At 60.4% G+C, this 24,472-nt stretch carries 24 protein-coding genes; 16 read left to right on the top strand and 8 right to left on the bottom strand.

The window, feature by feature from the left end; all coding sequences use genetic code 11:
* The first annotated feature begins 77 nt into the window (after positions 1-77).
* Complete coding sequence (locus LDB05_RS03990; protein ID WP_226006635.1) at positions 78-1,061, top strand: patatin-like phospholipase family protein; 984 nt, start codon at positions 78-80, stop codon at positions 1,059-1,061.
* Positions 1,062-1,826: 765 nt separating this feature from the next.
* Positions 1,827-2,834: a DMT family transporter gene (locus LDB05_RS03995; RefSeq protein WP_226006636.1), complete on the top strand. Its 1,008-nt coding sequence runs from the start codon at positions 1,827-1,829 to the stop codon at positions 2,832-2,834.
* A gap of 145 nt (positions 2,835-2,979) precedes the next feature.
* On the opposite strand, the gene lonB is transcribed toward LDB05_RS03995, so the two are convergent.
* Positions 2,980-5,007, bottom strand: coding sequence for an ATP-dependent protease LonB (gene lonB / locus LDB05_RS04000; protein WP_226006637.1), 2,028 nt, complete (start codon positions 5,005-5,007; stop codon positions 2,980-2,982).
* 143 nt (positions 5,008-5,150) lie between these two features.
* On the opposite strand from lonB, the gene LDB05_RS04005 reads away from it, so the two are divergent.
* On the top strand, positions 5,151-5,711 hold the full coding sequence (locus tag LDB05_RS04005; RefSeq protein WP_226006638.1) for a TATA-box-binding protein: 561 nt from the start codon (positions 5,151-5,153) through the stop codon (positions 5,709-5,711).
* A 1,212-nt stretch (positions 5,712-6,923) separates the two neighbouring features.
* On the opposite strand, the gene LDB05_RS04010 is transcribed toward LDB05_RS04005, so the two are convergent.
* The gene (locus tag LDB05_RS04010) at positions 6,924-7,994 is read right to left on the bottom strand and encodes a CNNM domain-containing protein (protein ID WP_226006639.1); all 1,071 of its coding nucleotides are present in this window, start codon (positions 7,992-7,994) and stop codon (positions 6,924-6,926) included.
* Positions 7,995-8,122: 128 nt separating this feature from the next.
* On the opposite strand from LDB05_RS04010, the gene LDB05_RS04015 reads away from it, so the two are divergent.
* Entirely contained in the window at positions 8,123-8,353 is a 231-nt protein-coding gene (locus LDB05_RS04015) for a universal stress protein (RefSeq protein ID WP_425498589.1), read from the top strand.
* Between the two features lie 121 nt (positions 8,354-8,474).
* The gene (locus LDB05_RS04020; RefSeq protein WP_226006640.1) at positions 8,475-9,044 is read left to right on the top strand and encodes a DUF2238 domain-containing protein; all 570 of its coding nucleotides are present in this window, start codon (positions 8,475-8,477) and stop codon (positions 9,042-9,044) included.
* A 167-nt stretch (positions 9,045-9,211) separates the two neighbouring features.
* Here LDB05_RS04020 and LDB05_RS04025 read toward each other — a convergent pair whose 3' ends face one another.
* Positions 9,212-9,595, bottom strand: coding sequence for a DUF7522 family protein (locus tag LDB05_RS04025; protein ID WP_226006641.1), 384 nt, complete (start codon positions 9,593-9,595; stop codon positions 9,212-9,214).
* A 476-nt stretch (positions 9,596-10,071) separates the two neighbouring features.
* Complete coding sequence (locus LDB05_RS04030) at positions 10,072-10,710, bottom strand: helix-turn-helix domain-containing protein (RefSeq protein ID WP_226006642.1); 639 nt, start codon at positions 10,708-10,710, stop codon at positions 10,072-10,074.
* Positions 10,711-10,794: 84 nt separating this feature from the next.
* Here LDB05_RS04030 and LDB05_RS04035 point away from each other — a divergent pair, with 84 nt between their 5' ends.
* Genes LDB05_RS04035 through paaE form a run of 5 tightly spaced genes read left to right on the top strand, consistent with a single transcriptional unit; the run spans position 10,795 to position 13,489 of the window.
* Positions 10,795-11,733, top strand: a complete 939-nt coding sequence (locus tag LDB05_RS04035; protein ID WP_226006643.1) for a Phenylacetic acid catabolic protein — start codon at positions 10,795-10,797, stop codon at positions 11,731-11,733.
* 4 nt (positions 11,734-11,737) lie between these two features.
* On the top strand, positions 11,738-12,082 hold the full coding sequence (gene paaB / locus LDB05_RS04040) for a 1,2-phenylacetyl-CoA epoxidase subunit PaaB (protein WP_226006644.1): 345 nt from the start codon (positions 11,738-11,740) through the stop codon (positions 12,080-12,082).
* Positions 12,079-12,915, top strand: a complete 837-nt coding sequence (paaC, locus tag LDB05_RS04045; RefSeq protein WP_226006645.1) for a 1,2-phenylacetyl-CoA epoxidase subunit PaaC — start codon at positions 12,079-12,081, stop codon at positions 12,913-12,915. Before paaB ends, paaC begins: the two co-directional genes overlap by 4 nt.
* Before the next feature lie 2 nt (positions 12,916-12,917).
* The gene (paaD, locus tag LDB05_RS04050; RefSeq protein WP_226006646.1) at positions 12,918-13,328 is read left to right on the top strand and encodes a 1,2-phenylacetyl-CoA epoxidase subunit PaaD; all 411 of its coding nucleotides are present in this window, start codon (positions 12,918-12,920) and stop codon (positions 13,326-13,328) included.
* Positions 13,325-13,489 carry a 1,2-phenylacetyl-CoA epoxidase subunit PaaE gene (gene paaE / locus LDB05_RS04055; protein WP_226006647.1) on the top strand — a complete coding sequence of 55 codons (165 nt, stop codon included), beginning with the start codon at positions 13,325-13,327 and terminating at the stop codon, positions 13,487-13,489. Before paaD ends, paaE begins: the two co-directional genes overlap by 4 nt.
* A gap of 230 nt (positions 13,490-13,719) precedes the next feature.
* Here paaE and LDB05_RS04060 read toward each other — a convergent pair whose 3' ends face one another.
* Positions 13,720-14,181, bottom strand: a complete 462-nt coding sequence (locus tag LDB05_RS04060; RefSeq protein WP_226006648.1) for a MaoC/PaaZ C-terminal domain-containing protein — start codon at positions 14,179-14,181, stop codon at positions 13,720-13,722.
* Positions 14,182-14,770: 589 nt separating this feature from the next.
* Between LDB05_RS04060 and LDB05_RS04065 the strand changes: the two genes are divergently transcribed.
* The gene (locus LDB05_RS04065) at positions 14,771-15,514 is read left to right on the top strand and encodes an alpha/beta fold hydrolase (RefSeq protein WP_226006649.1); all 744 of its coding nucleotides are present in this window, start codon (positions 14,771-14,773) and stop codon (positions 15,512-15,514) included.
* A gap of 379 nt (positions 15,515-15,893) precedes the next feature.
* Positions 15,894-16,547, top strand: a complete 654-nt coding sequence (locus tag LDB05_RS04070) for a bifunctional 4-hydroxy-2-oxoglutarate aldolase/2-dehydro-3-deoxy-phosphogluconate aldolase (protein WP_226006650.1) — start codon at positions 15,894-15,896, stop codon at positions 16,545-16,547.
* A 306-nt stretch (positions 16,548-16,853) separates the two neighbouring features.
* Here the strand turns inward: LDB05_RS04070 and dgoD are convergent, their stop codons facing one another.
* Positions 16,854-18,008 carry a galactonate dehydratase gene (gene dgoD / locus LDB05_RS04075; protein ID WP_226006651.1) on the bottom strand — a complete coding sequence of 385 codons (1,155 nt, stop codon included), beginning with the start codon at positions 18,006-18,008 and terminating at the stop codon, positions 16,854-16,856.
* 799 nt (positions 18,009-18,807) lie between these two features.
* On the opposite strand from dgoD, the gene LDB05_RS04080 reads away from it, so the two are divergent.
* The gene (locus tag LDB05_RS04080; RefSeq protein WP_226006652.1) at positions 18,808-19,671 is read left to right on the top strand and encodes an SMP-30/gluconolactonase/LRE family protein; all 864 of its coding nucleotides are present in this window, start codon (positions 18,808-18,810) and stop codon (positions 19,669-19,671) included.
* A 96-nt stretch (positions 19,672-19,767) separates the two neighbouring features.
* Positions 19,768-20,202: a hypothetical protein gene (locus LDB05_RS04085; protein WP_226006653.1), complete on the top strand. Its 435-nt coding sequence runs from the start codon at positions 19,768-19,770 to the stop codon at positions 20,200-20,202.
* Positions 20,203-20,370: 168 nt separating this feature from the next.
* On the opposite strand, the gene LDB05_RS04090 is transcribed toward LDB05_RS04085, so the two are convergent.
* Complete coding sequence (locus LDB05_RS04090) at positions 20,371-20,628, bottom strand: winged helix-turn-helix domain-containing protein (RefSeq protein WP_226006654.1); 258 nt, start codon at positions 20,626-20,628, stop codon at positions 20,371-20,373.
* Between the two features lie 400 nt (positions 20,629-21,028).
* On the bottom strand, positions 21,029-21,238 hold the full coding sequence (locus LDB05_RS04095; protein ID WP_226006655.1) for a hypothetical protein: 210 nt from the start codon (positions 21,236-21,238) through the stop codon (positions 21,029-21,031).
* Positions 21,239-21,640: 402 nt separating this feature from the next.
* On the opposite strand from LDB05_RS04095, the gene LDB05_RS04100 reads away from it, so the two are divergent.
* Both LDB05_RS04100 and LDB05_RS04105 read left to right on the top strand, forming a co-directional pair.
* Positions 21,641-22,819: a protein-lysine N-methyltransferase gene (locus LDB05_RS04100; protein WP_226006656.1), complete on the top strand. Its 1,179-nt coding sequence runs from the start codon at positions 21,641-21,643 to the stop codon at positions 22,817-22,819.
* A 196-nt stretch (positions 22,820-23,015) separates the two neighbouring features.
* Entirely contained in the window at positions 23,016-24,308 is a 1,293-nt protein-coding gene (locus LDB05_RS04105) for a family 43 glycosylhydrolase (RefSeq protein ID WP_226006657.1), read from the top strand.
* The last annotated feature ends 164 nt before the right edge of the window (positions 24,309-24,472 follow it).

Genomic DNA, 24,472 nt, shown 5'->3' on the forward strand with positions numbered 1-24,472 from the left:
CCCGTTCGACCCAACCAGCACTCCAACGGACCGAGACCGCCGTGACTTATCCTGCGACGGCAACGACATCATGACACATGAGTAATTCTGTGATGGAGGGCGACGGCGACCCCACGAGAGTGGCGATCGCCTGTCAGGGCGGGGGGAGTCATACGGCTTTCACGGCCGGCGTTTTGAAAGGACTCCTCCGCGAGTGGGACGACGAATACGAACTGGTCGGCATCAGCGGGACCTCCGGCGGTGCGTTCAACGCGCTCGCGGCGTGGTACGGGCTGGTCACCGCCGACGAGGACAGAGCGATCGACCTCCTCGACGCCATCTGGGACGACCTGTCGGCATCCGACCTTTCCGATCGGTTTCTGAACAACGTTCTCGTCGGACTGTCCCGCCTCGAGAGCGCCGGGGTTCCGATGCTCGAGCTCAGCCCGTACCAAATCCCCGGTCAGGAAATCGGCAAAGACGAGCTCCGTGAAACGCTCGAGCGACACATCGACTTCGACGCCGTTTCGGATCTGTGCGGACGGGAGACGCCCGAACTCGTCGTCGGAACGGTCGATATCAACGCCGGCGTCTTCGAGACGTTCACCAACGAGGAGGTGACACCGAAGGCGATCCTCGCGTCCGCAGCCGTGCCAGCGCTGTTCGAGGCCGTCGAGATCAACGGCCACTATCACTGGGACGGCCTGTTCTCGCAGAACCCGCCGATCGACGACCTGATGACCGTCGACGCCGACCGCAAGCCCGAGGAGCTGTGGGTGATTCAAATCAATTCTCAGGAACGGGAGGGCGAACCCACGACCCTCGCGGAGATCGCCGATCGGCGAAACGAACTGTCGGGGAACATCTCGTTGAACCAGGAGCTGGGTGTGATCGAACGCGTTAACAAGTGGATCGACGAGGGACACCTCCCCGAGAGCGATTTTTCGAGGACGGAGATTCACCGGATCGCGATGGGGAGAGAGTATCACACCTCGACGAAGGTCGACCGAAGTCCGTCGTTCGTTCGGGAGCTGATGGAGCTTGGTGAGCAACGGGCTGCGGAGTTCCGTCGTGGCCGGTGAACGTCGACGACGCACCACTCGAGGCGTGGCGGGAAATCTGCGAGCTACCGACTCGGCGGGTTCCCTATCAATCGCGTATCGAAGCCGTCCGTTCGACAGAAAGTGGAGGCACCGTCGTGGTGTGTCTCGGTAGCTGTGACCCGCTCGAACGCGTCCCGCGGCGTCGAATCGCGATGATATGTCCCAGAGCGATGACGACCGGGGAACGCGGGTGGTGCAGTTGTCGAGTCACGAGTGACTCGAGTACGGAGCGTGGTACGGGGAGTGCCTCCGGATAGACCGTTAGTCTGCAACGGTATAAGCGGTAATCTAACGTCCCGGTTAGTCGGTTACCCGAACGTGACCGCCCAGGGCCCAAGCAGCCGGAAGCCAGTGAGAGAATCCCTCATCGGCCGCGACGATGTCGACCGCTGCACGCTGGGTCTCCTCGGTGATGCGACGAAGCAACGGCGGCTCTCGACCACTGTCACGGCCCCGGCTGATCGGACATCATCGACGTGGCGCATCCGACCATGATCGAACGGTGACTGTAGAGTCCGAAAGGTGTGTCTCAGGGCGAACCCGAGTGATACGTTCTCGGAGGACGCCGATCACGAGACGGTCATCGAGCGGTCTCGCTCTTTTCGAAACCGCGTGTCTGTTGAACGACTAACATGGGTATGTCCCCGTTGAACCGTGTTATCACGGTCCCCGCAAATCGTTTAGTTACGGCCCGTATAGACAGTTTATCGACTTCGAACCCACCACATATTATGCAATGATAACATGACGAATACAGAAGACGTGCTGTTGTTCGGTGCACTCGCGTTCGTCTGGGGCACGGCGTTCACGGCGATCGAAATCGGACTCGAAACCCTTCCCCCGCTCCTCTTCGCAGCGGCCCGATTAGATATCGCCGCGTTCATTTTCATCGGAGCCGTTCTCCTCAGCCGGATCGAGTGGCTCCCTCGGACGAAAGCAGACGTCGCTCTCATCCTCTCGAACGGGATTCTCGTCATCGGAGCGCACTTCGCGTTCTCCTTCATCGGGCAGAGTCACGTCACGAGCGGCGTCGCCGCGATCGTCCTCAGTTTCACTCCGATCATCACCCCCGTCATCGCTATTCGGCTCCTCGCAACGGAACGCGTCTACGGGACGGACGTCATCGGACTGTGCACAGGATTGGCTGGCGTAATCGCAATCGCAACTGCCGGCGGGTCCTTCGACGGGCAACTCATCGGCGTCGCACTCATCCTCGCCTCCGCGGTCGTCTTCGCGCTCGGGTCAGTCCTCACGGAACGCTGGACGGGAGTGCTCCCCACGATGTCACTTCACGCGTGGTCGATGATTACCGGTGCGGTATTCCTCCACGCCACAGCCGCCGTCTATTCGGGCGCGTCGCTTCGACACGTGACGTGGACGCCGTCAGCGGTCGCCGCACTCGTATACCTCGGCGTCTTCGCTACGGCGGGCGGATTCCTCCTCTACTTCACCTTACTGACCCGAATCGGCGCAACGAACGTCAGCCTCATCAACTACGCCTCACCCGTCGTTGCGACGATCTTCGGTGCGACGCTCCTCGGTGAGGAAATTACCGCGGCGACCGTCGCCGGCTTCGCGCTCATCGTCGTCGGATTCGCGCTCTGCAATATCCGGCCACTCTGGCGGCTTACCCGATCTACGAGGAAGACGCCCGCAGGAGATCGGTCGCTCGGACGCGACGAAGTCCGCGTCCACGGAAACGTCTACAGTACGACGACCGACCTGCAGACCCACCTGCAGCTGGGTGACTGACTGCTCCTATCCGGGTATCCGCTCCGATAATTCGCTCACCAGGTGACGTTCGAGTCCGATATCGAGTGACGCAGTTTGCAGGATAGGCCGACCAGTACGACCTCACCTGATGGCAGCGAGCGGACCGATCGTGTGATCGAGTCCGCTACTGGACGCTCGGGTTCGAGCCGACGGTGCTCTGATCGAACGTCGTCCCAGTGATCGACTTGAGCCGATCGACGAGCGAGTCCTTCTTCGGTTCGCCCATCAGGGCGACGTCGAGGACTTCGCTGATGTTCGCACAGGGGATGATCTCGATCATCTCCTCGTACTCCTCTTCGATCATCACGTCCTGTTCGTTCGCCTCGGGGATGATGACCTTCGTACAGCCGGCCTTCGCGGCGGCTTCGATCTTGTGGGTGACCCCACCGATCGGGAGCACGTCACCGCGCACCGAGAGCGATCCGGTCATCGCGACCGATTGATCGACCGGGATGTTCTCCAGTGCGCTGATGACGGCGGTCGCTACCGTGATGGAGGCGGAGTCGCCGTCGACGCCGCCTTCGCCGGCCTGAACGAACTGGATGTGGATGTCCTTCTCCGAGAGATCGACGTCGGAGAACTTCTTGATGATCGCGGAGACGTTCTGGACGGACTCCTCGGCCATCTCCTTGAGCTGGCCGGTGGCGATCACCTGCCCGCCGCCCTGTGCGGGGGCGATCTCGGCCATGACCGGGAGCATGATGCCCGAGTCCTCGCCCATCACGGCGAGGCCGTTGACGCGGCCCTCGACGCCGCCCTCGTTGACCTGCAACTCGTAGTCCTTGCGGCGCTCGATGTAGTCGTCGGCGAGCTGTTGCTCGATCGAGCGCGAGCGGTCTTTGGCCCGCAGAACGTCGTCGCGGGTCGTGAACTCCCGATCCTCGGCGCGGGCGATGTCGCCCGCGACGCGGACCAGCCCGCCGAGGGTACGGAAGTGCAGCGTGAGGTGGTTCTTGCGGCCCGAGCGACGCTTGGCTTCGAGGATGAGTTCCTCGAGGGCATCGTCGGTAAAGTGTGGTAGGCGGCCGTCCCGTTCGACTTCCTGGGCGACGAAGCGGGCGTATTTGCGCCGCATCTCGGGAGTGTCCTCGATGGTATCCTCCATGTAGACCTCGTAGCCGTACCCCTTGATCCGGTTGCGGAGCGCGGGGTGCATGTTCTCCATGGCGTCGAGATTGCCCGCAGCGACCATGATGAAGTCACAGGGGACGGGCTCGGTCTGGACCATCGCGCCCGAGGAGCGCTCGGACTGACCCGTGATCGAGAATTCGCCCTCCTGGATGGCCGTCATCAGCTTCTGCTGGGTCTGGATATCGAGGGTGTTGATCTCGTCGAGGAACAGCACGCCCTTGTTGGACTGATGGATCGAACCGGGTTCGACCCGCTCGTGGCTCGGGGTCCCCATACCGCCGGACTGGAAGGGGTCGTGACGGACGTCGCCCAGCAGCGCACCGGCGTGGGCACCGGTCGCGTCCTCGAAGGGCGCGACGCGCTGATCGCCGTTGTTGACCAGCAAGTTCGGCACCATCGCGTCCGAACCCCGCCCCAGCGTCCGAAAGATGAACCAGATGACCCCTGCTGCGAGGAGTCCCAGCAGAAGGGAGGCCCCCGACAGAATCGTATAGGCGAGGATCGCTGCGATGGCGATCCACATCACGATCGAGCGCATCCGGTTACGCTTGTCGGCTTCCTCTCTGTGGGCGTCGACGATCTGATCGCCCTTGCCGGCGGGGACGGTCCGTACCTTCGGTTCGTTGTCGTCGTCCGGGTTGGGATAGACCAGGACGTCCTGCAGATCTTCCTGGGGAAGCAGCTGACTCATCGCCTTCGCCAGCATCGACTTCCCGGTCCCCGGCGAGCCGATCATCATGACGTGACGGCGCTGCTTGGCCGCCTTGATGATGATCTCGCGCGCTTCTTCCTGACCGATGACCTGATCGACGAGCCGTTCCGGAACCTCGATCTCCTCGGTAGAGTCGATCACGAGGCCGCCGAGGAGGTCGTCTTCGGCGATCTCCTCGTCGATTTCGAGGTCCGAATCGACCTCGACGTCACTTCCGAGGTCTTCAACGGTTTCGAGGTCGTCAGCCTCCTCGTCGGGAGCAGTGCCCGGAGCGTCGTCGGGAGGGTCGTCGTTCATATCGTTATTCATAGAACACTGTCAAGTGACGAATACGAAGGGCTTGCGGCGGATATACTTTCTCCATAACGGCAGTCGGTGGCTCGCAACTCCGATCGACACGCGGGGTAGGACCGGAGGTTTATAAGTCTTAAATGCGTCTCTTTTAGTGACTTATGCCCGACCCGAAGGAATCTATCTCCATCGAGAACGTCGTCGCGTCGACTGGTATCGGACAGGAACTCGACCTCCAGAGCGTCGCGATGGACCTCGAGGGGGCCGACTACGACCCCGAACAGTTCCCCGGTCTCGTTTACCGGACCCAAAATCCCAAGTCCGCGGCACTGATCTTTCGGTCGGGGAAGATCGTCTGTACCGGCGCGAAAAGCACTGACGCGGTCCACGAGAGTTTGGATCTCGTCTTCGATGAACTCCGCGATCTCCACATTCAGGTCGAGGACGACCCGGAGATCATCGTCCAAAACATCGTCAGCAGTGCCGATCTCAGCCACGACCTCAACCTGAACGCGATCGCAATCGGGCTCGGACTCGAGAATATCGAATACGAACCGGAACAGTTCCCCGGACTGGTGTATCGGCTCGACGACCCCGAAGTCGTTGCCCTCCTCTTCGGGTCCGGGAAACTGGTGATCACCGGCGGAAAGAAGGTCGAAGACGCCGAACGGGCCGTCGACGTGATCGTCGAACGCCTCGGGGACCTCGGCTTGCTCGAGTAACGGCTTCTTCCGATCTCAGTCCAGTATGAAAATCTGAACGGTCGGATCGGAATTTTCGGTGTTTCTGTCGGAGTGACTTCGCATCGTCGATTCCGGTTGGTATCGAGCTAGCTGGTGTGAAGTGCGAGGCGACACTGTGCGAGCCGATGCGATTGAGCAACCACACGTCTGTAGCAGAATTACTAATTTCACATACTATTTCCACGTTGTATAGTTTCGACTCCGTTCGGGTACGATCACTGATGGAAATTCGATATCGAAAATCGATTTACAGCCGCCAACTGGGGAACGATCAGATCGCGTTACGTTCGACGAGACTGTGATCTACTCGACAACAGATGGTGCTGGCCGCGAGTTATTTCCGACACCAACACACCGGATCGATCGATCTCAGGCTTTATTTAGTACGTACAACCGTACTGTCTGCAATCCTCGTGTGAACTCGGGAAGAAACGCGACATCGAAGAGACGGTGTTTGTCGTCGATTCAGCTCCACCGTTCGAAGCCACACTCCATCATCCCGAGTTTCGATTCCGGTACGAAAAAACACGAAGTCGAATCCTTGTTAGATATATAATTTATAATATAGTTAGGGATACCTACCAGTTTGATAATTGTTTCGGACGCCCTGATCCAGCAACCGCAGAAACGAGGCAACGGAACCGCGTACATACCGGAACCAGCTGCTCTGAGCACTGTCCTGTCTATAATCCCCTTCGGTATACGCTGGTCTACACGCCTAACAGCGCTCGGTGCGTCTCGTTCCTCTTCGGCGACGTTCTCTCGGCGATACGTTGTTCTCCGCAGTGCCAATCGTCCGGACCTCGAGGCTAGCCCATAGATGCCGTCCACGAGGCTACTATCTGCTAGTCGATTGTTTCGACTGTCCGAGAAGACACCCCTCCTTCTCGATCGAGAAAGTCGATACCGGCCATCTCGTATCGAGTGAGACTCGTCCAGTTGGTGGCGGAAATGAAGCGCATCTGAACGGACGCTCCGTGGTCGTACGCGATCTCGCGAGCACTCGAGCGCAGCGGTCGACGGCTCGCTACCATCGACGGAATCGAGACCGAGATCGAGTCCCGAATTTCGTTCGACCGACTGAGTGCGGTACTGTCTTCGCACCGAGTACGAAACGGGCAGCGACGGTTCGACGGCTGGTGGGGCACCCCCTCGAATTCGGTTCGCACCGCACGCCGAGACCCGTGTTCGTCAGGACCGATCCGGGACGAAGTCCACCGTGTCGAGTGGATCCTCGAACGCACCGACCAACTCCTCGAGGGCGTCCGTGGCCGTGAGCAATCCGACGATATCGCCGTCGTCCGCAACGAGTGCGAGTTCCTGGTGAGCCGCCTGGAGTTCGTCGATAGCGTCGCTAATCAACGTGTCTGCAGGGAGCGTGTTCGGTGGGGTCGCGAGGTCCACGAACGTTAGGTCACCGCCACGAAGTTCGTCGATTCGGTCGACAACCGTTGGAACGTAGACGATACCGACGAACTCGGCGGGCGTCTCCTCGATCAGTGGAAATCGAGTGTGGGGGGTCGAGCCGATACGCTCGAGGTTTTCGTCGACTGACGCGTTCGTCGAGAGAAAGACGGCATCCTCGATATCGGTCATCGCGTCTTCGATCGGTCGTTCGCCGACGGTAAACGCGTTGATGATCTCTTCTCGCCGGTCGGTCGGGAGGTCGCCCTGCTCGAGGACGGACGTGAGCCGATTCCGGAGGTCGGCTCGCGTCTCGATGATTTCCGTTTCGGTCTCGAGCCACGCGCCGGTCATCTCGATTCCGAACTGTCGGAGCGTCCACTTCGCGACGGCGTCGCCGAACCAGATCACGGGCGAGAGCAGCCACGCGAACCAGTACAGCGGCGTCGCACCGTATCTGGCGACGAACTTCGTTCGCTCCACCCCGAGGTAGGTCGGCGTCTGTTCGCCGTGCGTGAGGTGGAGGAGGTTGATAATCACGAACGCGAGGAGTGCCCCGGCCCCCGCAGATGCGAGCGCAGTATTTGCGAAGATCGGTCCGATGATCGTCGCGAGGGCCGGTTCGGCGATGATTCCGATGGCGATGCTCGTCGCGCTGATCCCGACCTGGCAACTGGTGAGATAGATCTCGAGATCGTCCGTCATTTCCCACGCGCGGCGAAGTCCCGGTTTGTCGAACGCCGACTCGGGGTACTGGCGGACGCGCGTGAGCGCGAACTCGATCGCGACGAAGAAGGCGTTCGCGAGGATCAGGCCGATGCCGGCGATCAACCGGAGGCCGATTTCGAGGGGGTCCATTAGATCCGCATTTCGTCGGCCCGTCCTATCAAAGCATCCTCAGTTCCCGTGTCATAGAAACGTTCCGCTTACACGCGAGCAACTCGAGTAGATGACCTCGAAGTAGTGACTAGTACTGAAGGTCGTGCGTGTCGAGTCCCGGGACGATATATGATCATACCCTGCTCCCGGTCGACGGGAGTGACGAAGCCAGACGGGCGGCGAAACGCGGTCTCGAGTTTGCCCGGGCTTTCGGTACGACTGTCGACGTTCTCCACGTCGTCGAGGAGAAGCCCCTCCGACTCACGAGGACAGCCGACGAGGGGGATCGGCTTCGAGATCGATGGTATCGGTATCCACAGGAGATCCTCGGACGATGACCGAATTCTGTCGCCCTCCGTGCCCGACGACTCTTTCGCCGCTTCAACGGATACCCGTCAGGGCTGCGGACGTGACAGACGATACTCCATCTTTATCTGACAGACGCCTGTACCGGGGGATATGCAACCGTCGATCGTTCGAGAGATAGAACGCGGGACTCGGTACGGACTCTTGACGGTGCTCGCCATCGGCGTTCGCCGCCGGGATCCCGGTGCAGCGGTAAACGCGATCTTCGGGTTCGTTGGAATCTCCCTTCCGCACGTTATCGAACGGCGATACGACATGGAGTTCCGACCGTGGCAGCGCGTCTATCTCGAGACCGCCATGCTTACGCACGCCGTCGGCATGCTCGGTCAGTACGACGACGTCTGGTGGTGGGACCACCTGACCCACACCCATTCGGCGACGATTCTCGGCGGACTTACTTTCGCAGCGGCCCGTCGCCGCGGGCGCGATCCCCGTCCTCGGGTTATTGCTGTCGTCGCCTGTGCCGGGATCCTCTGGGAACTCGTCGAGTACACGATTCACGCGACGGCCAACCGAATCGGCTTCGAGCCGGTACTCGTCACCTACGGGAAGACCGACACGTTCTACGACCTCGTTTTCAATCTCGTCGGTGCCGTTATCGTACTCGTCCTCGGCGATCACCTTCTCGGAAATTTCACCGGGTCGGCGGGCGACTATCGATAGCTGCGTCTCACGCGGTAGAATCGGCTGCGTTCTGGGGTGTTGCGACGGATATCAGCGCGAGCCTCGAGCGCTATCTCGATCCCATCCGTCGATCGGGCGGTGTCCCGAGCATACCTCCTGTCCGGCGAGGGTTCCGGAGTCGTCCCCTGTCCGTCTTCGGCCCGCTATCACGGAGCGGTCTCTTCCAGCACCGACCTGATGGCCGTCGCCACTTCGTCGAACTCGTTCATGTTGAGTGAATCAGTCGTCACATAGACACCGTGTTCGCCGTCAATAACCCGAGTGACGTATCCCCACTCGAAGGAGCGAATCGTGAACCCGTAGTCACCGAGCTCGGAGTCGCCGTACGTCTGCTGGGACGTGAACCCGAGTCGCTCGTTCGCGACGAACCGTTCTATGTCGGCGTCTCGTTCGAGATCGTCACGGAGGTACAGCTGCTCGTAGTCATCGGCGGTGAAGTAGGTGATACTTCGGAGTCCATCACCGATCGCCGTCCGGCAGACGCTAATTAGTTCGTCTTCGAGGTCGTCACCGTTCGTTGACGCCGTCATGATCGAATCTACAGCCGGTAGTCGTATATAACACCGTGTCAGGTCCCACCAATCGAGACCCGGGCTCGCGTCTTTTCGTCTTCGATCATCGGGACGCAAACCGGCGTGCCGGCGTTTCGAACGATGGTCCCCATGACGCTTTCGAGGATCTATCGTGGATGTCGATCACGACGAAACCGATGTCGGTATCGTCGACGGACGTCGAAATAATACTCCTCGCGGATCACTCGCAACGAGGACGGTTCCACTTCCGTCAGCGCGTCGAGTACGTCCCGACGAAACTCTACGGAACGACTACCCGATAAAAAACCCTTACCGGGACGGTCGCCTGAATTCGGACCGGGCGTTCCGACCGGAGACGTCACGGTGGATTCCGGCGATGTGCCGCATGCGGCGAGGGGTTCCCGCGACTCGACTCCAACTCGCTCGACCTGGACCCGTCCCTCGATTGGGTGGCGAGTGCGTTCGACGCGGGGTCAGCTGAAGAGGTCTGTGAATAGAGAGGCCTGTGCTCGTCGGAGCCGCTCGAGGAATGCCGACTTGCTGATGCCCATCTCGTCGGCGACGTCGCTCGCGGTCGCTTCCCGCGGAACGGTGAAGTAATTCATCTCGAGGGCGCACTGAACGCTCTCGATTTGAGCGGGCGTGAGGTCCCACCGACTGGCAACCGGTTCGTCGTCCTCCTCGTGAAGCCGATAGATGCGTTCCAGTCGAACCCCGACGGTTTCGCCCGCAGTTTCCATGACGCCCGTGAGTACGTCTCGGCCGACGACCGCTCCGGTCAACAGTGCTTCCCCGTCACGGTATTCGATGGCGTCGACCAGTAGTCCGGCACTGATGAGCTGATGGATAACGCAGGGGTGTTTCGAGAGACAGCGGTAGTTATCACGGTCGACCGTTTGCGATCGGTGCAGGTAGCGGATTCGGTCATCACGGTCGAGTGTGTCGGCGAATTCGTCCGTCGATGGCGTGCTGAACTGAAGGAGAACGTTCCCGTCGTCTCGGAGCTGTGGCGGCTGTGCAGTAACGTCCGTCCCCGTCAGCCGTGTCGCCTCAGAAAGCGGGCAGTCATCGCCCGTAATGCGGAAATCGACGATCAGACAGTCACTGATCATTACCGGCGTCTATTCGAAATCGAAATATAAATCCCCCACATAGGCGGGTCAATCGGTAAGGAACTATACGATGAACCGGCGGATATGGATCTCGAGACGGTCAAAAAACGCACGGGGCCACGGGAGTTCGGTCCCGAGGACGATATGCCGGAACGATATCGCACCGCGGCGACCCGAATGATCCAGTTTCACGCGAACAGCGAGGTCATGGGCGGCTACCTCGACAAAACGTTTACCCGAAAGGCACCGTCGCTTGATCGGAAACTGGCGAACACGGCGAAAGTGCAGGACGAAATCGGCCACGCACAGCTGCTGTACAGAGCTGCCGAGACGTTGGGTGTGAAAACTCGGACGGAGATGCTCGAGGAGCTCGCGAACGGCGAGGGAAAGTTCCTGAACTGTTTCCACTATCCCGTCGATTCGTGGTACGAGGCACCGATGATCGACTTCTTCGTCGACGGCGGTGCGATGCGTCGGCAGGCGACGTTGAAATCGACGAGCTGGACGCCGTACGCACATGCGATGGATAAGATCTGCTTCGAGGAAGGGTTCCACGTCAAACACGGCGAATCGATCCTTCGCGAGCTGATGAACGGGTCGAAAGCCACGCAGGAGCGCACGCAGGAGACGTTCGAGGAGTGGTGGCCTCGCATCCTCCAGTTCTTCGGGCCGACGAACGACGAGAGCGTTCACGACGACTTCGGCCGAGCCGTCGGTCTCAAAACGGTGACGAACGACGAACTCCGGAATTCGTTCCTGAATATGTACATCCCGAAAGCGGAAAAACACGGGTTAGAGATACCGGAGTACCCGCGTATTTACGAGCGCGATGACGGGACGATGGCCGTTCGCGAGGACGACCTCGACTGGGACGAGTTCTGGACCATCTCGAGGAACGAATACGAGGGATCGGCCGAACAGATCGGCTCGCGACGCCGACGGCAGGAGGCGGTCGAATGGGTCCGCAAATCGCTGGACGCGTGGGAGTCCAGTGCCGGAACTACCCCACAGGCGGCCGATTAGAACGATGATCTGGGAAGTATTCAGACAGGAGGCCCCAGGCGACTACCACGAGCACGTCGGCAACGTCCACGCTCCGGATCGAGACATGGCGAAATTATTCGCTCGGATTCAGCACGCCCGGCGAATGCAAACGAATTCCCTGTGGGTCACACCGCGGGAGGAGATCGGTGAGGTCAGCGCCGAGGACGCCGCGTTTGGCAGCCGAACTGACAAGTCCTACCGGTGGGCGATGACGTACAACGAGATCGACGCCTCCTTCGCCGAGGAGGTCGCTGACAGCGAATCCGAACAACGCGAAGCCGCTCGGAAGCGCCGAGAGGCGCTCCGAGACGAGGGGAACGAAGCATGAGTGGGACTCCGCAATCCGAACGCATCGGTCGAGCCGATCTCTCCGCCGAACAGCAGGTCGCGCTCGAGGAGTTACTCTTCCGCCTGGCCGACGACGAGTTCGTTCACGCCGAGCGCTTGACCGAGTGGCAGATCTATGCGCCGACGCTCGAGTCGGACCTCGCGATCGCTAACATCGCACAGGACGAGTTCGGGCACGCACGACTGTGGTACGACCTCCTCAAGCAGCTCGGGTACACGGAACCGGAGTGTCTCTGGGAGCGAGATCCGACCGAGTGGATCCACAGTCTCCTCGTCGAGCGTCCTTTCGAAGACGGTGACTGGGCTGACGCCGTTCTCCGCGGCTATCTCTACGACGTCGCGGAGCGTATCCGCCTCGAGGCGATGGCTGACACGAGCTACGCACCGCTGGCGGACCGCGTCGGGAAGGTCCTCGAGGAAGAGGACTACCACCGAGAGCATGCCGTGAACTGGCTGGAACGATTGACTGCGGACGACGACGGGCGTGCTCGGATGCAGAACGCGCTCGACGAGCTGTTCCCCTATGCGCTGTCGCTGTTCCACCCCGGGCCGCGCGAGGAGGGTATCGTCGAATTCGGCTTCCGGACGGAAACGGTCGCGGAGATGCGTACCGAGTGGCTCGAAACGGTCAGTCCGTTCCTGGAGTCGCTGGATCTGACCGTGCCCGAGCCCGACGAGGTGGTGAGTGTCGACGAACGCGGTCGCGACGGAACGCATACCGATGCGTGGACCGAGCTCTACGACGAGTTCACGGCGACGTATCACGAGCTCGAGTTCGAAACGCCCGCCACGCTCCGCACAACGGAGGAGTGACAATGCGGACGAACGAACCGATGGATTCCGACGCCTGCACTTTCACCGAATTCAGTGACGGTGACCCGCCCAGTGAGTATCCGAAAACCGGTGCGGATGCAGCGGGCATCGAAGCCGAGGTGTGGAAGGCACTGTACGAGGTCGAAGATCCCGAAATGCCCGTCAGTATCGTCGATCTCGGTCTCATCTACGACGTGTGCGTCGAGGGCGATCGCTGCGTCGTCGAGATGACGCTGACCTACACGGGGTGTCCCGCTCGGGATATCCTGCTGAACGATGTCGCGTGTGCGGCCGAAACGGTGGCGGGTATCACTGAAGCGACCGTCACTCTCCGGTACACGCCGGAATGGAACGTGACCATGGTGACCGACGAAGGGAAAGACAGGCTTCGAGACTTCGGGCTCAGCGTATGACAAAAGAGGATCCAAGCGCGGCGACGACGGAAGAAGCCGACGCTACCTGCCCCTACTGTGGATCGACGGAAACGAAACGCGACCATCCCAAAGGTCCCTCGCTCTGTCGGTCGATGTACTTCTGCGAGAGTTGTCAGCAGCCGTTCGAACGATTCTCCTGAAACGGTAGGGGACGGGTAGCCTTCGATTCTCTTCTCTCCGAGTTGGGGACGCACGTTTCCGCCAGACGGTCAATACCGAACACTGGAAGCGATGCAGTCCGTGGCCAGTGAACCACCGGGTTCCGTTCGGCAGGAGCGCTAGTGATCGCGGCCGCTCGAACCGGACCGGTCGGTTCGTCCGATACAATAACCGCTACGCGATGGCGTGCGACCACCGCTGAAAGACGCTGTTACTCCTTCGTTTTGATCAGAAACTTCATGTCTCCCTGGAAAACGACGGTTCCCTCTTGGTTGGTCATTTCCGTGTCGAGAACGACGAGACCGACGTCGTCGCGGTCCCCGATCTCTTTCTTTTCGTCGACGACGATCTCGAGCGATACCGTGTCGCCGATGTGGACCGGTTCCGGCAGGTCCATGTAATTCATTCCGAGGAACGCGTACGCGGTCCGTTCGACGATGCCCGTTCGATACACGAATCCCGTCGCCTGGACGAACGTCATCGGTCCGTGAGCGATGCGCTCGTCGAAGTCCTGTTCTGCCGCGTACTCCTCGTTCGTGTGGAGTTCCGTCCAATCGCCGCTCAGCGCCGAATGCATCACGAAATCGGTCTCAGTGACCGTCCGACCGACGCTCTGAAACTCCTGCCCCGGCTCGAAGTCTTCGAAATGGTGTGGCCTGTAACTATACGCCATACTCGTAGTACTAAATCATCATGTAAAAAGTTTATCTAGAGTTAGTGATATTATTCTGGTCGGGCTAGAGACAGCCACTCCCGAGAACGAATGTAGTCGAAACGCTGGATACGGTCACAACGGGTACGAACTCGACGGGGAACGGTAGTCGACTCGACATTTAAAACCACGATATAGCGGGGCAAATTTATAATTAGTTACATCTGTCGTTACTACTCGAACGATGAGCACACAACCGATGTCAGACGGCCGCCGAAACATGGGGGTTTCTCCGTCATAAGCCGAAAATAGAACGTCCGCTGGGCGAACGATGCGAGCCGGATGACCGGATCGGGACCTCGGGGAGCACCACGCTCGTGATTACATCCATATGTATGTAAATATTACTCGTCGCCTCGGATCGCATCGACTGTGCCGGACGGAACGTATTGGACGGAACGTTGGACGGACTGGGTTCTACCGGTAAAGAGATGATAGAAAAGGGGAACTGACTGGCGAAATGAGCCGGATCACACCGCCGTCGGAATTAGACCTGCAATCGAGCTGGTCGTCGGACTACGTTACGGCAAACGGTTGTCGACACCGGTACGTGAGATCGGGGACGAAAGACGGACCGACCGTGCTGCTCGCACACGGGTTCACGGACAACTGGCAGTGCCTCACTCTGCTCGCCGCACGGTTCGTCGACGACCACGACGTGATACTCTACGATGCCCGGGGTCACGGGTTGAGCGAAGCCCCGGACGCGGGGTACGATGCGGAAACGATGGCGGACGATCTCTACGGACTCTGTGAAACACTGACCGTCGAGAACCCCATCCTGTACGGGCATTCGCTCGGAGCGGATTCGGTCGCTCGTGTCGCCGGACGGGCAGGGCTGCAGCCTCGAGCGCTCGTTTTGGAGGATCATCCGGCACAGCTCTTCGCGGCGCTCGGCCAGGATCACTTGTCGAACAAGCGCGACCAGCTCGACCGGTGGAGTACCGCGACGCACGCATCGCTGCGCGAGCGGTTCGAACCGCAATACCCCCGCTTCGCCGACCTACTGGCAACCGCTCGGAAACAAGTGCGACCACACGTGCTGGGAATTACGAAGCGCGGATTCGAACCGCTAGACCTCGCGCTCCCGAACTCGCCCTGTCCGACGCTCCTGCTCCGCCCCGATCCCGCCGTCGCTTCCTACACGGATCCCGAACGGGACCGAGAGTGGGCAAACGGGAAGACGACGGTCCACAACGTCGACGGAGCGGGGCATACGATCTTTCGAGATCGCCCATCGCTCTGTGTCGAGATCGTCGACGAGTTCCTCGCCGAACACGATCTCGTCCGGTGAGTGAATCCGGAAGTACTGTGTTCCTGACCGGCGAACGATTTCGAGCGCCGGCTTCCTCGAAGCACGGGCTGACCGAGGGTGTCGATTCCGACACCGGTAATCGATCGAACCGTGTAACGCCGTCATTCGGTCGGTCGTTCGGGAAGACTGGTATCCTCGCCGTTCGGATTTCTCATTGCGAATTCCCATCACGGTCACGTGGTGTCTTTACCGCCCCGCTCGTATCGCTGAATCGTCGCTGATGAGTCGCTGCGAACTGTCCGTCGCCTATGAACGATCGGGATACTGGATGGAGAACGGCCAGGCAACTCGAATACCGACTGGATACGTCGATCGCGGAAGTCATTACGTTAAAGAGACCGCTCCGCTAAACGAGGGTATGGCAAATGAAACCGACGTTCGGGACCGAATCATCGACAGTGGCGTTGTGGCAGTCCTTCGCAGCATAGACGAGGCACAGATCGCGTCGGTCGCTCGAGCGATTCACGAGGCGGGCGTCACCGCGATCGAGGTAACTGCCGACGGCAAACGCGCGAGCGACAAGATCGCCGCGGTGGATCGGGAACTGGCGGATACTGATGCCGTCGTCGGTGCTGGAACGGTGCTCGATGCCCCGACGGCGCAGTCCGTTATCGACGCCGGTGCGGAGTTCGTCCTCGCGCCGGACTGTAACCCCGAGATGATCCGAACCTGTAACCGGCAGGGTGTCGTTTCGGTTCCGGGCGTGATGACGCCGACGGAGGCCGTTACGGGCATGGAGGCCGGCGCGGATATGCTCAAGATGTTCCCGGCGACGACGGTCGGCCCTGACCACATCGGCGCGCTACAGGGCCCGCTCGGCGATGTCGATATCATGCCGACCGGCGGCATTTCGCCCGAGAACGTCGACGACTTCTTCGAGGCCGGTGCCGTTGCGGTCGGTGCCGGCAGCGCGATCGTCGACTACGACGCCATCGAGGCCGACGACATGGGGCAGGTTCGCGAGACTGCCGCCTCGTTCGTCGAGGCCGTCGAATCGGCTCGGTCCCGGTAACTGACAGAAGAACTGAACTCGTCTTTTTATCTGGTGATCCAACCGTCGGGATCGGCCATATCTGCTCCGACGAACGTCGCCTCACCGGGCGTCGATGCGGTCGTCATTTCTCGAGCAACCACTTCGCCAGTGGTGTCACTGAGATTGGAACCGACCACGTTTGCCCCCGCTGGCCAATCGACGCGCGATTCAAGCTCCGATTCCGTGCTCGGAACCAGTGACGATCGCAGTCTGACCGGCGAGGCGGGACGGCGTTCCGTTCGTCACGGTCCCGTTCTTGGCGGAATGGTTCGTTGTTGGCATGAGCTACCACTCTGCGACGCTCCCGTCTTCGTTTCGCCACACCGGATTATGCCAGTTGACGGTCTTTTCGGCCTGCTTCTCGACGTAGTCCTCGCTGATACTGATCCCCAACCCGGGCTCAGTGGGAACCTCGATGTAGCCGTCGTCGTACTGGAAGACGTCCTGATTCCCGAGGTAATCCAGAATGTCGCTCGATTCGTTGTAGTGGATGTTCAGACTCTGTTCCTGAATCAGGGCGTTGGGCGAGATCGTATCGACGTGAACGCAGGAGGCCAGCGCGATCGGTCCGAGCGGACAGTGCGGGGCGAGTGCGACGTCGTACGCCTCCGCCATGGCAGCGATCTTCTTGACCTCGGTGATCCCGCCCGCGTGGGAGAGATCCGGCTGAATCACGTCTACCGCACCGCTCTCGAAGATCTCTTTGAAGTCCCATCGGGAGTACATCCGCTCGCCCGTCGCGATCGGGATCGTCGTATGCTGGGCGAGGGTGTGGAGTTCGTCATTGTGATCAGACAGGACCGGTTCCTCGATGAACATCGGATCGTACGGCTCGAGCGCTTTGGCGAGTCGCTTGGCCATCGGTTTGGACACGCGGCCGTGAAAGTCGACGCCGATGTCGATTTCGGGTCCGACGCGTTCCCGGACCTCTCTGAGCCGATCGACGGCGTTCTCGATCGCCGCCGGATTGTCCACCCGGCGAAGTTCCGAGGTGGCGTTCATTTTCAGCGCGGTGAACCCGTTCGCGACTTTTTCGGCGGCCGCGTCACCGACCTCCGACGGTCGATCACCGCCGATCCACTGGTAGACGCGGATTCGGTCCCGAGCACGGCCGCCCAGAAGCTCGTAGACGGGCGCATCGAACTGCTTTCCTTTAATGTCCCAGAGCGCCTGATCGATTCCGGCGATGGCGCTCATGAGGATCGGCCCGCCGCGGTAGAACCCGCCGCGGTACATCGTTTGCCAGTGGTCCTCGATCCTCGCGGGATCTTTCCGAACCAGGTAGTTGTCCATGAGCTCCTCGACTGCGGTTCGAACCGTCGCCGCTCGCCCTTCGACGACTGGTTCGCCCCACCCGACGACCCCATCGCTCGTTTCGATGCGAAGGAACAACCAGCGGGGCGGTACTTCGTACAGGTCGTAATCAACGATCTCGGACATATATCAGTAGTTGCTCGTGCCGGTTATCGGGAGGGCACTGCATCGGATATTCAGTACATTGTCGGGAGCCGATCCCCTAGACGAAATCAGGGACTGCTCACCCAGCTGTGTGACTTGTCTCATGCGTGGGTAAGGATTACCCCCGGCGATTATAAATATACTCAACATGACTTCTTTTGAAGGATCGGGTTCCTGATTGCTGGAACGTTCACTCTCCGATTTCGTGTCGCACGAGCGAACCCAGTCCGGGTAATAGTCTGATGTAGAATAATTCACCAAAGTATAAAAATATTGTATTATAACCGAAACAGATACGAGGAACCGAGCGGTGATGCATCATCGAGTCTCTCGAAACGCGAATGCAGTTTCTTACTAATTGATCGTCTTTTGGAAAACCAAATTCAAGTACGTATCCGCGAATATAGTCATGGACCATCCACATATAACACACTATTACTAAAATAGATTGAAAGAATCGTAGCGCGCGTCCGCTGGACGAGTATCGTCTGTTCTCAGCGGGGATTATCGAGGGTCCTTCCCGTCTATACCCTCGATTTTCGTTTCTGGGATGATTCGGATCGGGTATATCTCCTATTGACTGTGACGACCCATGGGGCGATCAGCAGGGAAATTCAGCATTCATTATATGTCTACCAACGTATGAAAGTGGCAAATACTAGTTGAGAATATATGTTTGAAGCCAGAGATAATTCTCGATCCATCACCATTCAACACTATAATCGTGGAATATAGTACCACAAACTAGACGATTTAAGGGGTATCCCTCAAATCGGGTAGCATGGTTCGTGTCGAACGCGTTGCTGACATCCACGCGCATACTGGTGAAGGTCCGTTGTGGCACCCCAACGACCAGCAATTGTACTGGGTCGATATTCCGGCCGGCCGACTCTATCGGTACGATCCCGCGACCGACGACCACGAGATCGCGTACGAAACCGACGGGGCTCCCCTCGGCGGGTACACGATCGAAGCTGACGGCGCGTTGCTCCTGTTCACCCACGGGACCATCAGTCGGTGGGCACCCGGAGACGACGACGCCGAGCCCGTCGCTTCGATCGACGCCGACACGCGATTCAACGACGTTATCGCCGGTCCCAACGGACGGGTCTTCTGCGGGACGATGCCCGGGGAGGAGACGCTCGGCGATCTCTATCGCCTCGAGCGGGACGGCACGTCGACGGTCGCGATCGAGGACGTCGACATCGCCAACGGGATGGGATTTTCCGGCGAGACGTTCTACTTCACCGAATCCGAGGCACGCCGGGTTTACGCCTACGATTACGATCGGGCGACAGGCGATCTGTCGAACGAACGGACGGTCATCGAGATGCCTGCGGACGGCGCCGTCCCGGACGGGATGACCGTCGACGAGGAGGGCTGCATCTGGTCCGCGCGGTGGAACGGCGGGCGGGTCGTTCGATACTCCCCAGACGGAGAGCAACTCGACGAGATCGAGCTCCCGGCGCGAAAGGTCTCCTCCGTCACGTTCGGCGGCCCGGAGTACAGCGATCTCTACCTGACAACCGCCCTCGACGACGGCGATCGGGAGACCGAAGGTGACGGTGCGGGGGCACTCTTCCGGGTCCCGGACGTCGACGTGTCCGGGGTTCCCGAATACCGGTCGGGAATCGCCCTCGACTGATGTCGATCGCGCCCGCTCGCTCGAGATTAGCTCGCACTTGTGACTGCCGTATCCGAGGGAGGCAGGTATCAGTTTCCGAACTGAGAGTGGCTGCTGATGTCGTGTTCAGCGCCGCGGATAGTCTTCTTCGAGCGACTGGAGGACCAGATCCGAGACGAGGAACAGGGCGAGGGTACAGATCGCGAGGAAGGCACCGATGAAGAAGAGCCACGTCCATCCCAGGATGGCGGTGGCGGTGAACAGGAGATACGCGTAGATGGCGGCTATGGGGAGGACGAGAATCGCAGCAGCTTCCAGCCGCGACGGGACGTAGCGCTCCGGCGGGGTTGCGCCGTCGGCCGTCTCGTGGTAGATCTCCGAGGCGAGTTCCGCGACGGCGGCGAACCAGTGGTCCTCGATGCGACCCGTCTCGGCGTTGTAGCGGCTGTGATAGCGTTCGAAGTTCCCGTATCGGATTCCGACGACTGCCCCGGCGAGCCCGATCGCCGGCCCACCGATGAGACACGCCGCTTACGCGCCCGCGGACGGTGACTCGACGAGCAATAACAGTCCGGGTCCACTTCTCGTCGGGATCGCCAGCGCGAGCACGACGATCCCGGCAAGGAACATCCCCAATCCTACTCCGGTCGCAAGACGTGATCGCTCCCTCGACATACCTCCCACTCCCGGTATCGTGACAAATATATTCGGATTTCGGCGTTAGTTCGGCTCTAGCTCGCCCGCATCGAGTTCTCCGGCGAGATACTGCTCTCCGAGATCAGTGATCGCGTAGTATCCGTCGTCGACACGATCGACGAGCCCGTACTCGACTAACTCCGAGAGCCGCCGGCTCACGCCAGTCCTGTCGCGGTCGATGTTTCGTCCGATCGCCGTCGGACCTAACTCTAACCCGGTATTTAGGACCTCTAGAATCCGCTCGTCTGTTGGATTCTGCATCCAATCACCGGGTTTTCTCATCGTTTATCCGTTTCTGACCGGGTTCTTACATCGTTCGGAACGATAGTACTGTTAGACGATATCGTAGAAAAAGTTCAACTATATCGCAGAAGAATTTATTGTGGTAGGCCAGTGAGTAAGCGAAGGGGGCCTCGATGGATTCGATTATTCGGTGAGTCTCTATTGAAGATGCGGTCCGGTGCTTGGAACACCGGATCCCCAAACAGCTCCCGTAACCAGCCTCCGGAAGCCATGTTCAACGACGATTCGCTGGACCTTGAAAACCCCGCTCGAGCAGATGCATCACCATCGAAACAATATATAACGGACGGCGGTGGGTGTACTGAGGGTAGCAAAACCTGGATCGGCCTCACCGCCTTCCAGCGCGACTGTCTCGAGGCGACCCGATTCGACCTCCCGATCACTCCTCGGAGCAGAACCCGCTCCGATGATAGAGGTACCAGAGTGGGACGACGATACCGAGCAGTGGAAGACGTGACGTCAACATCGGGAGCCCCGTTATTTCCGGGTCGGTGTATCCGTTCCGTCGAATATCGACGTGGAGGAACAGCCAGAGCGAATATTGAACGAAGAAGACGGTGACGACCAGCGACAGGACGATATCCGCCATGTGGCCGAAATATACACGCTCTTAGTACGTAAATACAGTAGGTCTGTTCGCTACTCTTTTGGGAGTGCGTCCCTCTTACGTGAGCCGGTCGCATGTGCCGACTCCGCGGAGCCGTCGTCAATTTCCTGGTCGGCGGCTACTCGCTCGAATCAGTATCCCGGGAACCGTCTCACCGCTCGAAAGACGAACAGGTGTTCGATTCGGGACCGGTATCGGCTCGTCGCGGTACTCCGGGGCAATTCGGTATCACTACACGTCACTCGGATGAAACTTTAAATTCACCTCAATTGATACGTACCTGTATGACACGGCCGGCGCAGAGCGACCCTCGTTGTCCTGCCGACGATCCCGACGAATCGAACCAGTACCGCCGACCGAACTCCCTTGGACAACACACGACCAATGTCTGAACAGTCCGCCCCCCAGACGACGTACCAGCGACGCCTCGACGACAGAGTGACGACCCTCGCAACGGCTCCCGACGCGACCGTCGCGGACGTGATTCGGAACGCCCGCGGCGCGTTCCCGACCCTCGTCTACGACCGGTTACTGGAACGGGGCGTCGCCGACGCGCTTCCGATCGGCAGCCTCGAGTCGGATGGCGAAACGGACGCCGTCCACACGCCGGAACTTCACCCCCTCGACTACGAGTGGTATTTCACCGCGGAGACGACGACTGCCGTCGCCGACACCCTTCTCGAGGGTGGCGAACCGATCCTCTGTCTCGGTGCGCCGACGGTCGCCGTCCACCTCGCTCGGCGGGGGGTCCCCGTGACGCTCGTCGATCGGAGCGGCCGGGTCGAAAAGCGATTCGCGACCGACCTGGAGTCGCTCCGATTCGTTCGGGGCGACGTCCACGAACCGCTGGACTTCGAGTCGACGTTTTCGGTCGCGTTCTTCGATCCGCCGTGGTATCCCGAACACACGGAAGCGTGGCTCTACCGGGCCTGCCAGCACGTTCGCCCCGGCGGGCGGGTTCAGTTCGTGTTGTTTCCGCCGCTCGTCCGTCCGTCGGCGGCCGAGCAGCGTCGCGACCTGCTCGAGACGGCCCGTCGGGTCGGAACGGTGTCGGTCGACGAGGATGCGGTCGCGTACCGCACGCCGGCGTTCGAACGGCGCGTGCTCCGGGACAGCGACGTCCCGGTGGTTTCGGCGTGGCGTCGCGCCGACCTCGCGAGAGTCGACGTAGCCGACGCGAGCGCGCTGTCGGAGCCGCCGACCGTCGGGAGCGACGGGGACTGGCAGACGTTCGTCGCGGAAGGACAGGTGGTGAAGCTCCGACGGGACGTGACCGGCGGTCCGGAGGCTGTGCTCGCGCCGATCGAGGGCTGCGAGGGATACGTCCTGCCGAGCGTCAGTCGGCGGGACGCTCGGCGGCAGAACGTCGACCTCTGGACCTCGCGCAACCGCGTCGCGAGGGTTGGGAATCGAGCGGCCGTCGCGGAGGGACTTCGAATGCTCGAAACCGGCGCGACCCTGTCGGAGCTCTCGGAGACCGAATTCGTCACCGGGCTGTCCACCGAACGGAGGCAGCACCTCGTGGCGCAGTTGGACGCGATTCTGGAGTCGCAGTCGGACTGACGGTCATCTCCGAACTGTTGGCGTTCCATATGTCGACTGTCTGTTCCGAGTGAGACCCACCGATCCCGCGGTACCACCTGCGAACCGAACCGTCACCGCAGGGATCGGCACCATCTAAAACTATAATCGTGGATAAATATTATACTACATTTGGAAAAATTATATGGGGATGCGGCGCTGGGTGGAGTACGATACGATGCGCGATACTCGAACGAACGTAGACAGACGGGATGTGTTACGGTTGGTCGGCGCTGGTACGGTAGCCACCGCGAGTCCAATCGGCGTCAGCGAGACGGGACGCGCGGCCGAGCAGGAGGACAGCTACCGGAATCCGACGGGACCGATCGGGTTCGGCGACGTGAGCGTCGTCCGGACCTGCGACGGCACCTACTACGCGTACGGAACGGAAACGCCCGAGGACGTGGTCCCGATCGCCAGATCGACGGATCTCGTGAACTGGACCTACGTCGGGTCGGCACTCGAGCGGCACCCGGACTGGCGGGACGATCCCGACGCGGGGGTGTGGGCACCGTCGGTCGCCGAGTACGACGGTGAGTACCACTTGTACTACTCCTACTCGACCTGGGGGAGCCAGGACAATCCCGGGATCGGGCTCGCGACCGCGTCGGATCCCGAGGGACCGTTCACCGATCGGGGGTCGGTGTTCCGCGCTGCGGACCTCGGGATGACGAACGCCATCGACGGCGAGCTGGTGGTCGTCGACGACACGCCGTATATGGTCTGGGGAAGCTGGTACGGCATCTACGGCGTCGAGTTGACCCCCGACGCCGCGGACTACGTTCCCGGGACGGCGTTCCACATGGCCGGTGACAAGAAGGAAGGGCCGATGATACTCGAGGAGAACGGGTATTACTACCTATTCTATTCGACGGGACACTGCTGTGACGGTGCCGACAGCACGTACGAGGTCGCAGTCGGCCGTTCGGAGTCGTTTTTCGGCCCCTACGAGAACCAGCGCGGGGAGGATCTCCGCGAGTTGAACGCCCATCACGAAGGCGTCGCCGTGCTTTCGGGAACCGAGGAGTTCGTCGGGCCGGGCCACAACACGGCGATCCAGGACGACGAAGGCGACTGGTGGATGGTGTACCACGTCGAAGCCACCGCGGACCGAGAAGTGCGCGCGCTCATGGTCGATCCGATTCGGTGGGACGACGACGGGTGGCCGATCGTTGGCGACGATGGAACGCCGAGCGCCGAGTGGTCGGTTCCCCCGGCAGGCGCGGACCGGTGTGGCGATACCGGCGACGGCGACACTGTTGCAGTCGGCGACTACGAGGCCCGCGACCTTGACGACGACGGTCGCTACGAGGACGTCACCGGCGACGGGACGACCACCCACGCGGACGTCAACGCCTTCTTCGAACACCTCGAGTCCGACGGCGTCCGGAAGAACCCCGAGAAATTCGACTTCGACGGCAACGGCCGCGTCGGGTTCGCGGACGTCCTCGAACTGCTCCGAGAGATCTGATCGACGGTCCGTCGTGGGACCGTGGTGACGTGACTCGACTAAAGCCGGCCATCTTCTCGAGAACGCAGTCGACGAGTCGTTCGTCGAACGATTTAGCGGTCGAGCGATCTGTGGACTGGAACTGTTGGCAATCGAACTAATGGTCTCTTGAGTGTTCGGCCTGT

It is taken from the genome of Natrinema salinisoli, assembly GCF_020405205.1.
Lineage (GTDB): Archaea > Halobacteriota > Halobacteria > Halobacteriales > Natrialbaceae > Natrinema > Natrinema salinisoli.

What these genes read in the sequence shown, in the direction of transcription:
- paaD (WP_226006646.1), top strand. Translation starts at nt 12,918, where the DNA reads ATGCGGACGAACGAACCGATGGATTCCGACGCCTGCACTTTCACCGAA.
- paaE (WP_226006647.1), top strand. Translation starts at nt 13,325, where the DNA reads ATGACAAAAGAGGATCCAAGCGCGGCGACGACGGAAGAAGCCGACGCT.
- LDB05_RS04030 (WP_226006642.1), bottom strand. Translation starts at nt 10,710, where the DNA reads ATGATCAGTGACTGTCTGATCGTCGATTTCCGCATTACGGGCGATGAC.
- LDB05_RS04095 (WP_226006655.1), bottom strand. Translation starts at nt 21,238, where the DNA reads ATGGCGGATATCGTCCTGTCGCTGGTCGTCACCGTCTTCTTCGTTCAA.
- dgoD (WP_226006651.1), bottom strand. Translation starts at nt 18,008, where the DNA reads ATGTCCGAGATCGTTGATTACGACCTGTACGAAGTACCGCCCCGCTGG.
- paaB (WP_226006644.1), top strand. Translation starts at nt 11,738, where the DNA reads ATGATCTGGGAAGTATTCAGACAGGAGGCCCCAGGCGACTACCACGAG.
- LDB05_RS04085 (WP_226006653.1), top strand. Translation starts at nt 19,768, where the DNA reads ATGTCGTGTTCAGCGCCGCGGATAGTCTTCTTCGAGCGACTGGAGGAC.
- paaC (WP_226006645.1), top strand. Translation starts at nt 12,079, where the DNA reads ATGAGTGGGACTCCGCAATCCGAACGCATCGGTCGAGCCGATCTCTCC.
- LDB05_RS04080 (WP_226006652.1), top strand. Translation starts at nt 18,808, where the DNA reads ATGGTTCGTGTCGAACGCGTTGCTGACATCCACGCGCATACTGGTGAA.
- LDB05_RS04020 (WP_226006640.1), top strand. Translation starts at nt 8,475, where the DNA reads ATGCAACCGTCGATCGTTCGAGAGATAGAACGCGGGACTCGGTACGGA.
- LDB05_RS04100 (WP_226006656.1), top strand. Translation starts at nt 21,641, where the DNA reads ATGTCTGAACAGTCCGCCCCCCAGACGACGTACCAGCGACGCCTCGAC.
- LDB05_RS04070 (WP_226006650.1), top strand. Translation starts at nt 15,894, where the DNA reads ATGGCAAATGAAACCGACGTTCGGGACCGAATCATCGACAGTGGCGTT.
- LDB05_RS03995 (WP_226006636.1), top strand. Translation starts at nt 1,827, where the DNA reads ATGACGAATACAGAAGACGTGCTGTTGTTCGGTGCACTCGCGTTCGTC.
- LDB05_RS04105 (WP_226006657.1), top strand. Translation starts at nt 23,016, where the DNA reads ATGCGCGATACTCGAACGAACGTAGACAGACGGGATGTGTTACGGTTG.
- LDB05_RS04025 (WP_226006641.1), bottom strand. Translation starts at nt 9,595, where the DNA reads ATGACGGCGTCAACGAACGGTGACGACCTCGAAGACGAACTAATTAGC.
- LDB05_RS04060 (WP_226006648.1), bottom strand. Translation starts at nt 14,181, where the DNA reads ATGGCGTATAGTTACAGGCCACACCATTTCGAAGACTTCGAGCCGGGG.
- LDB05_RS03990 (WP_226006635.1), top strand. Translation starts at nt 78, where the DNA reads ATGAGTAATTCTGTGATGGAGGGCGACGGCGACCCCACGAGAGTGGCG.
- LDB05_RS04090 (WP_226006654.1), bottom strand. Translation starts at nt 20,628, where the DNA reads ATGAGAAAACCCGGTGATTGGATGCAGAATCCAACAGACGAGCGGATT.
- lonB (WP_226006637.1), bottom strand. Translation starts at nt 5,007, where the DNA reads ATGAATAACGATATGAACGACGACCCTCCCGACGACGCTCCGGGCACT.
- LDB05_RS04010 (WP_226006639.1), bottom strand. Translation starts at nt 7,994, where the DNA reads ATGGACCCCCTCGAAATCGGCCTCCGGTTGATCGCCGGCATCGGCCTG.
- LDB05_RS04005 (WP_226006638.1), top strand. Translation starts at nt 5,151, where the DNA reads ATGCCCGACCCGAAGGAATCTATCTCCATCGAGAACGTCGTCGCGTCG.
- LDB05_RS04035 (WP_226006643.1), top strand. Translation starts at nt 10,795, where the DNA reads ATGGATCTCGAGACGGTCAAAAAACGCACGGGGCCACGGGAGTTCGGT.